This window comes from Streptomyces sp. NPDC054863 (genome assembly GCF_053610825.1).
In genome coordinates, this window is record NZ_JBSGZD010000277.1 from 1 (window position 1) to 10,602 (window position 10,602).

10 protein-coding genes are annotated in these 10,602 nt (G+C 69.6%); 5 read left to right on the plus strand and 5 right to left on the minus strand.

What is annotated here, in order from left to right; translation table 11 throughout:
* Positions 1 to 45: 45 nt before the first annotated feature.
* A complete protein-coding gene (locus ACWGIG_RS31725) occupies positions 46 to 435 on the minus strand; it encodes a YciI family protein (protein WP_453325141.1) in 390 nt (129 codons plus the stop codon).
* A gap of 127 nt (positions 436 to 562) precedes the next feature.
* Positions 563 to 1,756 carry a quinolinate synthase NadA gene (gene nadA, locus ACWGIG_RS31730; protein WP_453325142.1) on the minus strand — a complete coding sequence of 398 codons (1,194 nt, stop codon included), beginning with the start codon at positions 1,754 to 1,756 and terminating at the stop codon, positions 563 to 565.
* Positions 1,757 to 2,054: 298 nt separating this feature from the next.
* Between nadA and ACWGIG_RS31735 the strand changes: the two genes are divergently transcribed.
* Complete coding sequence (locus ACWGIG_RS31735) at positions 2,055 to 2,411, plus strand: HesB/IscA family protein (protein ID WP_453325143.1); 357 nt, start codon at positions 2,055 to 2,057, stop codon at positions 2,409 to 2,411.
* 101 nt (positions 2,412 to 2,512) lie between these two features.
* Here ACWGIG_RS31735 and ACWGIG_RS31740 read toward each other — a convergent pair whose 3' ends face one another.
* Together ACWGIG_RS31740 and ACWGIG_RS31745 are read right to left on the minus strand one after the other, a co-directional pair.
* Complete coding sequence (locus ACWGIG_RS31740; protein WP_453325144.1) at positions 2,513 to 4,027, minus strand: hypothetical protein; 1,515 nt, start codon at positions 4,025 to 4,027, stop codon at positions 2,513 to 2,515.
* Positions 4,028 to 4,145: 118 nt separating this feature from the next.
* Positions 4,146 to 4,364: a hypothetical protein gene (locus ACWGIG_RS31745; protein WP_453325145.1), complete on the minus strand. Its 219-nt coding sequence runs from the start codon at positions 4,362 to 4,364 to the stop codon at positions 4,146 to 4,148.
* Positions 4,365 to 4,560: 196 nt separating this feature from the next.
* Here ACWGIG_RS31745 and ACWGIG_RS31750 point away from each other — a divergent pair, with 196 nt between their 5' ends.
* The gene (locus ACWGIG_RS31750; protein ID WP_453325146.1) at positions 4,561 to 5,535 is read left to right on the plus strand and encodes a carbohydrate kinase family protein; all 975 of its coding nucleotides are present in this window, start codon (positions 4,561 to 4,563) and stop codon (positions 5,533 to 5,535) included.
* 197 nt (positions 5,536 to 5,732) lie between these two features.
* On the opposite strand, the gene ACWGIG_RS31755 is transcribed toward ACWGIG_RS31750, so the two are convergent.
* The gene (locus tag ACWGIG_RS31755; RefSeq protein ID WP_453325147.1) at positions 5,733 to 7,112 is read right to left on the minus strand and encodes an aminotransferase class V-fold PLP-dependent enzyme; all 1,380 of its coding nucleotides are present in this window, start codon (positions 7,110 to 7,112) and stop codon (positions 5,733 to 5,735) included.
* Positions 7,113 to 7,412: 300 nt separating this feature from the next.
* Here ACWGIG_RS31755 and ctaC point away from each other — a divergent pair, with 300 nt between their 5' ends.
* The 3 genes from ctaC to ACWGIG_RS31770 are packed head-to-tail and all read left to right on the plus strand — an operon-like array spanning position 7,413 to position 10,545.
* On the plus strand, positions 7,413 to 8,411 hold the full coding sequence (gene ctaC / locus ACWGIG_RS31760; protein ID WP_453325148.1) for an aa3-type cytochrome oxidase subunit II: 999 nt from the start codon (positions 7,413 to 7,415) through the stop codon (positions 8,409 to 8,411).
* On the plus strand, positions 8,408 to 10,150 hold the full coding sequence (gene ctaD, locus ACWGIG_RS31765; protein WP_453325149.1) for an aa3-type cytochrome oxidase subunit I: 1,743 nt from the start codon (positions 8,408 to 8,410) through the stop codon (positions 10,148 to 10,150). The genes ctaC and ctaD overlap by 4 nt, the downstream gene beginning before the upstream one ends.
* Positions 10,147 to 10,545 carry a cytochrome c oxidase subunit 4 gene (locus ACWGIG_RS31770; protein ID WP_453325150.1) on the plus strand — a complete coding sequence of 133 codons (399 nt, stop codon included), beginning with the start codon at positions 10,147 to 10,149 and terminating at the stop codon, positions 10,543 to 10,545. Before ctaD ends, ACWGIG_RS31770 begins: the two co-directional genes overlap by 4 nt.
* Positions 10,546 to 10,602: the final 57 nt, after the last annotated feature.

Below are 10,602 nucleotides of genomic sequence, written 5' to 3' on the forward strand. Positions count from 1 at the left end.
CTCCCTGGAGGGCGCCCCTTACTCATGTGTGTGACGCAGTGGCCGTCAGACCGTGGGGTCGTCCGGAATCGCGTGCACCTCGACCGGGTCGTTGCCCGGCTTGCCGCCGGGGCCGGGACACGCGGAGGCACGCGCCGCGATCTCGTACGCCCGGTCCTCGCTCTTGACGTCGACCACCCAGTACCCGGCCAGGATCGGGCCGGGCGCGGCCGGTCCGTCGGTGATCCGCGGCTTGCCGTCCGAGCCCGCCCGTACGGTCTTGGCGAGGCCCGGCCCGCCGAGTCCGCGCGCCTCGACCATCTCGCCCGCCGAGGTCAGCTCCTGGTTGAGGGCCTCCATGTGGGCGAACATCGCCTGCATGTCGTCCTGGTTGTACGAGGACATGACGCTGTCCCACTGATCGGCGTCCACGTTCATCTGGATCATGTACAGCATGTGTGTGCTCCTCGGGCCGATGCGTTTCCTGCGGTACTGAAGGGTGGACTGTCCCCTCCAGCGAAACTCATCGGCCCGAGGTCCGCTACGGGAGCGTGGGGATCCGCTACGGGAGCGCGGGGATCCGCTAGGGGAGCGCCAGCATCCGCTCCAGCGCCAGCTTCGCGAAGCTCTCCGTCTCCCGGTCGACCTCGATCCGGTTGACCAGGTTGCCCTCGGCCAGCGACTCCAGGGTCCACACCAGGTGGGGGAGGTCGATGCGGTTCATGGTGGAGCAGAAGCAGACCGTCTTGTCGAGGAAGACGATCTCCTTGTCCGGGTGCGCGTTGGCCAGGCGCCGTACGAGGTTCAGCTCGGTGCCTATCGCCCACTTGGAACCGGCAGGGGCCGCGTCCAGGGCCTTGATGATGTACTCCGTCGAGCCGACCTCGTCCGCCGCCGCGACGACCTCGTGCTTGCACTCAGGGTGGACCAGGACCCGTACGCCGGGAACCCGGGCCCGTACGTCCTCCACCGACTCCAGCGAGAACCGGCCGTGCACCGAGCAGTGCCCGCGCCACAGGATCATCTTGGCGTTCCGCAGCTGCTCGACGGTCAGGCCGCCGTTCGGCTTGTGCGGGTTGTAGAGCACGCAGTCGTCCAGCGACATCCCCATGTCGCGGACGGCGGTGTTGCGTCCCAGGTGCTGGTCCGGCAGGAAGAGCACCTTCTCGCCCTGCTCGAACGCCCAGTCCAGGGCGCGCTTGGCGTTGGACGAGGTGCAGACGGTGCCGCCGTGCTTGCCCGTGAAGGCCTTGATGTCGGCGGAGGAGTTCATGTACGAGACGGGGACGACGCTCTCCGCGAGACCCGCCTCGGTGATCACGTCCCAGCACTCGGCGACCTGCTCGGCGGTGGCCATGTCGGCCATCGAGCAGCCCGCAGCCAGGTCCGGCAGCACGACCTTCTGATCGTCGGAGGTCAGGATGTCCGCGGACTCGGCCATGAAGTGCACGCCGCAGAAGACGATGTACTCCGCCTCCGGCTTGTTGGCGGCGTCCCGCGCGAGCTTGAAGGAGTCGCCCGTCACGTCGGCGAACTGGATGACCTCGTCGCGCTGGTAGTGGTGGCCGAGCACGAAGACCTTGTCCCCGAGCTTCTCCTTGGCCGCGCGGGCGCGCTCCACCAGGTCAGGGTCGGACGGCGAGGGCAGGTCACCGGGACACTCCACGCCGCGCTCGCTCCTGGGGTCGGCCTCGCGGCCGAGCAGCAGCAGGGCGAGGGGCGACGGCTGGACGTCGAGGTCGATCTGACGGGGCTGGGCGGTGGTCACGACACGCACCCTTTCTGTTCTGCGAGATGCGAGAGGGCCCGGGAGGAGAAGGAACGAGGGGCCTTTTCGTCGAAATGACGTTATCTATCATAACTGCTTCACGTCACTTTGACGATGCCGATCTCGTCGATGTGACGAATTCCCGGACCGGGCCCCCGTGCCCGCCTCCGTCCCCCGCCCGCCTCCCCCGGGGAACTCGGTGTGCGAGCATGAAAGGACAAGACAGACGCTCGGGCCCGGAATGAATCCGAGGCCCCGCCGGTTGCAACCGTCGGCAAGCAGTCCGTACAACCCGGGAGAGATGTAGATGTCCGTTCAGGACGACAAGACCACCGTGAGCGACGGCATTCTCCTGTCCGACGCCGCCGCGGCCAAGGTCAAGGCCCTGCTCGACCAGGAAGGCCGGGACGACCTGGCACTCCGCGTCGCCGTGCAGCCCGGTGGCTGTTCGGGCCTGCGGTACCAGCTCTTCTTCGACGAGCGCGTTCTCGACGGCGACGTCCTCAAGGACTTCGACGGCGTGAAGGTCGTCACCGACCGGATGAGCGCCCCGTACCTGGGCGGCGCCTCCATCGACTTCGTCGACACCATCGAGAAGCAGGGCTTCACGATCGACAACCCGAACGCCTCGGGCTCCTGCGCCTGCGGCGACTCGTTCAACTAGCAGGAAGCGCAAGGCGGTTGCCCCGGGGTCTCTGACCCGGGACAACCGCCTTCGCCATGCGCGCACCCGGCCACGTGCTCAGGCCGGGCTGAAGACCGGGCTCAGCCCTTCGGCACGGCCTTCCCGTCCTCGCCCAGCACGCTCCGCCCCGCCAGGGGCTTCTCCAGCGTCACCGTCTCCGTCAGCTTCTTCGCGATCGAGACGCAGATCCGCTTCGGGTCCGGATTCGTCTCGACGATCCGCACCTTCACCGCGTCGCCCTCCTCGGCCGCCTTCGCCGCGTAGTCGCTGCACACGCCGCCCCAGAAGGTCAGGGAGAGCTTCCGCCCGTCCGTCCGGTAGGACTCGACGTGCCGGTCGGGAGTGGTCCCGGGACCGGCCGTGGGGTCCGTCGTGGGACCGTCCGACGGATCGCTCCTCGGCGGCGCGGGCGTCACCAGGAACCTCGGCTCCACCGCCGGGTACGTCACCGTGTACGGCGCCTCGTCGCCCGCCGGGGCCACCCGGAACAGCCAGGACGGCACCAGCATCCGCTGCCCGTCCGCGTACTGCGCGGCAAGGCCGAAGACCGCCGAGCCGACCGTCACCGTCCGCCCGGGCACCTGCCGCGGCTCGCACGGCAGGATCTTCCCCTGCGGCGGCCCGGGCTCCACCGGCTCCACCGAGAGCTCCGTCCCCTTCGCGGGTACGGGACCGGTGCAGTCGTCCGTCTTCGGCGGGGTCACGCCCCGGCCCGCCCTGTTGAGCAGCTCCAGCGCCTTCCCCGCACCCACCACCGGGTACTCGGCGCCCTTGTTGAGGCCCTTCAGCTGCCCGCTGCCGCCCACCACCCGGCCGTCGGGCCCCACCGGTATCCCGGTCGCCCAGCCGTACGTCGGCAACCCGCCGACCACCGGGTCCGCGTTGACCACCCGCGCACCGCCCAGCACCTGCCCCGCGTCCAGCTTCGCGTCGCCCAGACCCAGCGCCTTCAGCACCGGAGCCGCCGCCTTCCTCGCGACCGCCTCGTCCACCGGCGTGCCCGACACGCACTGCTTGCCCTGCACGCAGTCGGTGCTGCCCTTCGCCTGCGGACCGCGCGCGAAGGTCCAGGTGCCGGGCGCCCGTTCACTCACCCGCAACTGCGCGCCCGACCCGTCCGCCAGCGCCCCGACCAGCCAGGAACCACCGCTCAGCCGTGGTGTGCCCGCGACGCCGAGCGCCTGCGCGAGCCGGCCGACCTCGTCCGCGCCGACGGCTCCCTGCGCCCGGAACACCGGGGCGGAGCCGGGGCCTTCCGGCAGCTTCCCGGCCGCCCGGTACACCACCCGGCCGAACCCGCCGCCGTGCGGATCGGGCTCGCCCGGCGCGATCCCGACGGGACCGCCGCCGGTCGGCGCGGGCGCAGTGCCACCGGCGGCCACACCGCCGGAGCCCGCATCCGTATGCCCGTCGAGGGCGAGCGGCGGGGGAGCGCCACCGGGGTCAACGGGACTGCCCGCGCCACCGCCGCCCGCGGTGGACGCCCAGTACGCGCCCCCACCCCCGATCAGCAGCACCGCTGCCGCCACCGAGGCGGCGGCCAGCGGGGTCGGCCGCCGACGGGGAGTGGGACGCGCCTGCTGCTCGCTGCTCACCGGATCGCTCCTTCGCCTGCGCCCGAGGGGCGGCTGATGCGGATGCCCCCTTTACAGGAGACACCGATGGGACGGCGCGAGCGACCTTCCGGTTCCCGGGGCGGCGCCCCGGCTCCGCTCAGGCCCCGTACTCGGGCATCGCCCCCACCAGCCGGGCGGAGGCCGACGGCACCACGACACCGTGGATCAGCGACGCGGGCACGCTCTCGGCGACGGACGCGGGCACCGCCCAGTGCGCCACCATGCGCGCGCAGTCGCCCTGCAACTGCGCCCACCCGCCGTCCACTTCCCCAGGGGCGGCGGCAGCGGCAGGGGTACGGACGATCTGCTTCGGCATGCGAGGAGCTCCCGTGCTCTGGGGGCCCGCCGGATCAGCGGAACCCCGGTCTCCTCGCACCGTATGCACCTGCGGCCTCACGAAAAAAGCCCTACTATCGGGTAGTTTTGCCGCATCGGCCGTACGGGCGCGACCCGGTAGCTTGGGCAGCTGTCATCGTCTTCTTCCCGTCATCCCCACAGGGAGCAGCCCCGCCGTGCGTATCGCAGTCACCGGCTCCATCGCCACCGACCACCTCATGACCTTCCCCGGCCGTTTCGCCGACCAACTGGTCGCGGACCAGCTGCACACGGTCTCCCTCTCCTTCCTCGTCGACAACCTCGACGTGCGACGCGGGGGAGTGGGCGCCAACATCTGCTTCGGCATGGGGCAGCTCGGCACCAGTCCGATCCTGGTCGGCGCGGCCGGCTCCGACTTCGACGAGTACCGTGCCTGGCTCGACCGGCACGGCGTCGACACGGATTCGGTCCGCATCTCCGAGGTCCTGCACACGGCCCGCTTCGTGTGCACCACGGACTCCGACCACAACCAGATCGGCTCCTTCTACACGGGCGCGATGAGCGAGGCCCGCCAGATCGAGCTGAAGTCGGTGGCCGACCGCGTCGGCGGCCTGGACCTCGTCCTGATCGGCGCCGACGACCCGGAGGCGATGCTCCGCCACACGGAGGAGTGCCGCTCCCGCACGATCCCCTTCGCCGCCGACTTCTCGCAGCAGATCGCGCGCATGTCGGGCGACGACATCCGCACGCTCCTCGAAGGCGCCACGTACCTCTTCTCCAACGAGTACGAGAAGGGCCTCATCGAGTCGAAGACCGGCTGGACCGACGCCGAGATCCTCGCCAAGGTCGGCCACCGCGTCACCACGCTGGGCTCGCGCGGCGTACGCATCGAGAAGCTCGGTCTCGACCCGATCGAGGTCGGCTGTGCGCAGGAGGAGGCGAAGGTCGACCCGACGGGCGTCGGCGACGCGTTCCGCGCGGGCTTCCTCTCCGGCCTGGCGTGGGGCGTCAGCCTGGAGCGCGCGGCCCAGATCGGCTGCATGCTGGCGACCCTGGTCATCGAGACGCTGGGCACGCAGGAGTACACGCTGAGCCGCGCCGGCTTCATGGAGCGCTTCACGAAGGCGTACGGCGACGAGGCGGCGGCGGAAGTCCAGGGCCACCTGGCCTGACGGCTCTCAGGCGGGGACGGGCCCGGTGGGGCCGTCCCCACTCGGCCTGTCCAGCGTTTGCGTACGCGCGGCCGGGCCGGGCGATCGCGAGCCCGGGCGGTCGCGAAGGGGCGGCTCCGCGCGGGGCCGCCCCCTGCCCACCCGTTCCGCCCCAGGGGGCGGCCCCTGTGCCCAAGGGGGCGGGGTGGCGGGCGGCCCTAGCTGGTGCGGCGCACCACGTACGCCACCCCCCGCTCCCGCTCCTCCTCGCCCGCGTACTCCTGTCCGCGCATGTCGCACCAGGCGGGGATGTCCAGCCGGGCCGCCGCGTCGTCGGACAGGACCGTGACCGTGCCCCCCACCGGCACGTTCCCGATGACCTTCGCCAGCTCGATCACCGGGATCGGGCACCGCTTCCCGAGCGCGTCCACGGTGAGGGACGCCGAACCCTCGACAGCAGGGGCCGCGGCCGGGATCCCGAGCGACTCCCGCACCCCGCCCACCGCCACGGGCAACACCTCCAGGAACCGCTCCACGTCGCTCTCGGCGGCCCCCCGCGGCAGCGAGACCCGTACGTTCCCCTCCGACAACACCCCCATCGCCCGCAGCACATGGCTCGGCGTCAGGGTGCTGCTCGTGCACGAGGACCCCGACGACACCGAGAACCCGGCCCCGTCCAGCGCGTGCAGCAGGCTCTCCCCGTCCACGTACAGGCACGAGAAGGTCACCAGGTGCGGCAGCCTCGCCACCGGGTCGCCGACCACCTCCACGTCCGCCACCAGCTCCGGCACCCGCACCCGGATCCGCTCCACCAGCGCGCGCAGCCGCCCGGCCTCCGCCGCGGCCTCCGCCCGCACCGCCCGCAGCGAGGCCGCCGCGGCCACGATCGCGGGCAGATTCACGAACCCCGGCGAGCGCCCGGCCTCCCGCTCGTCCCCCACGCCCTGCGGCGCGTACCGGACCCCCTTGCGCACCACCAGCAGCCCGACCCCGGCAGGGCCGCCCCACTTGTGCGCGCTCGCGGTGAGCAGCGACCACGGCCCCTCCACCGCGCCCCACCCCAGCGACTGCGCCGCGTCCACCAGCAGCGGCACACCCACCTCCCGGCACTGCTGTGCGACTTCCGCCACCGGTTGGAGGGTGCCGACCTCGTGGTTGGCCGACTGCAGACAGGCCAGCGCGGTGTCCGCGGTCACCTCCCGTACGAAGTCGGCGGCGTCGACCGCCCCGCTGCGCCCCACCCCCACCTCGCTCGCCGACCCGCCGTCCGCCACATGGACCGCCGCCGAATGGAGTACGGACGAGTGCTCGACCGCGGAGGTGACCAGGTGGCGGCCGACACGCCGACGCGCCGCGAGGCTTCCGGCAATTCCCGCGTGCACGGCGTGCGTTCCCGAAGGGGTGAAAACGAGCTCGTCGGGGCGGCACCCGACGGCCTCGGCCGCGGCCTCCCGCGCGGCGTCCAGGAGCAGGGCGGCCCGCCGCCCCTCCCGGTACAGGCGGGCCGGATCGGCCCAGCCCTCGTCCAGCGAGGCAAGCAGCGCCTGGTGGGCAACGGGGTGCAGGGGGGCGGCGGAGGCGGCGTCGAAGTAGGGCACCCGGCCACGCTAGCCGCCGCCCGCGCCCGGCCCCGTACCGCCATCGGGGGAGGGGTCGTCAGATCCGAGGCGGAGGCGGGGGTTCCACCCGTCGTGCGCCGGTGACCCTCGGCGGGGCCACCCCTTCGGGGTGGGGCGCGGCGCGTTGGGCACCCTCCCCGCGCGACCCCAAATAGCGTCCAGTAGGGTTTGGTCCGCATAAACATCCAAACCCCTGCCCGCGTCAGGGCCGGCGACCGACCGAGTTGAGACGGCCGCAGCCAACTACACGCGCGGGCGAGACTCTCGGGAAGGCGCTACGTGAGTCCCAACGGCTCCGACCGCTCGTCGCGGCGCCCGATGCGGCGGAAGCTGCTCCAGGTGCTGACCGCGGGCGTGGTCCTGGCGACCGCCTCTGGTTGCTCGTACACATGGGAGGACTTCCCCCGACTGGGGATGCCCACCCCGGTAACGGAAGAGGCGCCGCGGATCCTCTCCCTCTGGCAGGGCTCGTGGGCGGCAGCGCTCGTCACGGGCGTGCTGGTGTGGGGCCTGATCCTGTGGAGTGTCATCTTCCACAGGCGCAGCCGCACCAAGGTCGAGGTACCTCCGCAGACTCGTTACAACATGCCCATCGAGGCGTTGTACACGGTCGCCCCGCTCATCATCGTCTCGGTGCTGTTCTACTTCACCGCCCGTGACGAATCGAAGCTTCTCCATCTCGACGAGAAGCCGACCCACACGATCAACGTGGTCGGCTACCAGTGGAGCTGGGGCTTCAACTACGTCGAGGACGTGGACGACAACAAGTCCACCGGTCTGAAGACCGACCCCAAGACCAAGCTGAAGACCGGGGTTCCCAAGGAACTCGGCGCGATCCCGGACAAGTACACGAAGCAGTTCCCGGACGGCGCCGACGGCGTCTACGAGTACGGCATCCCCGGCACCCGTAGCCCCGACACCGGCAACCCCGGTCCCACGCTGTGGCTGCCCAAGGGCGAGAGGGTCCGGTTCGTGCTCACCTCGCGCGAGACGATCCACTCCTTCTGGGTGGTGCCGTTCCTCATGAAGCAGGACGTCATCCCGGGCCACACCAACGCCTTCGAGGTGACGCCCAACAAGGAGGGCGTCTTCATGGGCAAGTGCGCGGAACTCTGCGGCGTGGACCACTCCCGGATGCTCTTCAACGTGAAGGTCGTCTCTCCTGAGGAGTACAAGCAGCACCTCAAGGACCTGAAGGAGAAGGGCCAGACCGGCTACATCCCGGCCGGCATTGAGCTGACCGACCCGGCCCGGAATGCGGAGACGAACAAACTGTGAGCATCCTCAACGAACCCAAGGGTGCCGCGGCAGCAGTCGACTCGTACGAGAACGAGCTGCCGGTACGGCGCAAGGAGCCGGGAAACATTGTGATCAAGTGGCTCACCACCACTGACCACAAGACCATCGGCTCGATGTACCTCATCACGTCGTTCGTGTTCTTCATCATCGGCGGACTGATGGCGCTCTTCATGCGCGCCGAGCTCGCTCGTCCCGGCACGCAGATCATGTCGAACGAGCAGTTCAACCAGGCGTTCACGATGCACGGCACGATCATGCTGCTGATGTTCGCGACGCCGCTGTTCGCCGGATTCGCCAACTGGATCATGCCGCTGCAGATCGGTGCGCCCGACGTGGCGTTCCCGCGGCTGAACATGTTCGCGTACTGGCTCTACCTCTTCGGCTCGATCATCGCGGTGGCCGGGTTCCTCACCCCGCAGGGTGCGGCCGACTTCGGCTGGTTCGCCTACTCCCCGCTGTCGGACGCGGTCCGTTCGCCGGGTGTCGGCGCCGACATGTGGATCATGGGTCTGGCCTTCTCCGGCTTCGGCACGATCCTCGGCTCGGTCAACTTCATCACCACGATCATCTGCATGCGCGCTCCCGGCATGACGATGTTCCGCATGCCGATCTTCACCTGGAACGTGCTGCTGACCGGTGTTCTGGTCCTGCTCGCCTTCCCGGTGCTGGCCGCCGCGCTGTTCGCCCTGGAGGCGGACCGTAAATTCGGTGCTCACATCTTCGATTCCGCCAATGGCGGCGCGATCCTGTGGCAACACCTCTTCTGGTTCTTCGGCCATCCAGAGGTGTACATCATCGCGTTGCCATTCTTCGGAATCATTTCCGAAGTGATCCCGGTCTTCAGCCGCAAGCCGATGTTCGGCTACATCGGTCTGATCGCCGCGACCATCGCGATCGCCGGTCTCTCGGTCACCGTCTGGGCCCACCACATGTACGTGACGGGCGGCGTGCTCCTACCGTTCTTCTCGTTCATGACGTTCCTCATCGCCGTGCCGACAGGTGTGAAGTTCTTCAACTGGATCGGCACGATGTGGAAGGGCTCACTGTCCTTCGAGACACCGATGCTCTGGGCCGTCGGCTTCCTGATCACCTTCACCTTCGGTGGTCTGACCGGCGTCATCCTGGCCTCGCCCCCGATGGACTTCCACGTCTCCGACTCGTACTTCGTCGTCGCGCACTTCCACTACGTCATCTTCGGCACCGTGGTCTTCGCGATGTTCTCCGGATTCCACTTCTGGTGGCCGAAGTTCACCGGCAAGATGCTGGACGAGCGGCTCGGCAAGATCACCTTCTGGACGCTGTTCGTGGGCTTCCACGGCACGTTCCTGGTGCAGCACTGGCTCGGTGCCGAAGGAATGCCGCGTCGTTACGCGGACTACCTCGCGGCCGACGGCTTCACCGCGCTGAACACGATCTCGACCATCAGCTCCTTCCTGCTGGGTCTGTCGATGCTCCCGTTCTTCTACAACGTGTGGAAGACCGCGAAGTACGGCAAGAAGATCGAGGTCGACGACCCCTGGGGCTACGGCCGCTCTCTTGAGTGGGCGACCTCCTGCCCGCCGCCGCGGCACAACTTCCTCACGCTGCCGCGCATCCGGTCGGAATCCCCGGCGTTCGACCTGCACCACCCGGAGATCTCCGCGATCGACCAGCTGGAGAACCACCGGGACAACGGCATCGAGTCGCTCGCCCTCAGCGCGAAGGAGTCGGGCAAGTGAAGATCCAAGGCTGGCTGTTCATCTGGCTGAGCGTTTTCATCGCGGTCATGGCCGTCGTGTACGGCGTGTGGTCGAAGGAGCCCGCGGGCACCACGGCGCTCGTCCTGGCCTTCGGGCTGAGCCTCATGATCGGCTTCTACCTGGCCTTCACGGCCAAGCGGGCCGATGCCATGGCCCAGGACAACAAGCAGGCCGACGTCGCGGACGAGGCCGGCGAGCTGGGCTTCTTCGCCCCGCACAGCTGGCAGCCGCTCGCGCTGGGCATCGGCGGCGCGTTCGCCTTCCTGTCGATCGCGATCGGCTGGTGGCTGCTGTTCTTCTCGCTGCCGCTGATCCTGGTCGGCCTGTTCGGCTGGGTCTTCGAGTTCTACCGCGGTGAGAACCGCACCCAGTAGGACCACCCGGCAGCAGCACCTCTTTGAGGGGCCCGTACACCTGAGCACGCTCAGGTG

Excerpts from the sequence above, each read along its gene's own strand:
- ACWGIG_RS31725 (WP_453325141.1), bottom strand. The coding sequence starts at position 435 with ATGCTGTACATGATCCAGATGAACGTGGACGCCGATCAGTGGGACAGC.
- ACWGIG_RS31745 (WP_453325145.1), bottom strand. The coding sequence starts at position 4,364 with ATGCCGAAGCAGATCGTCCGTACCCCTGCCGCTGCCGCCGCCCCTGGG.
- ACWGIG_RS31735 (WP_453325143.1), top strand. The coding sequence starts at position 2,055 with ATGTCCGTTCAGGACGACAAGACCACCGTGAGCGACGGCATTCTCCTG.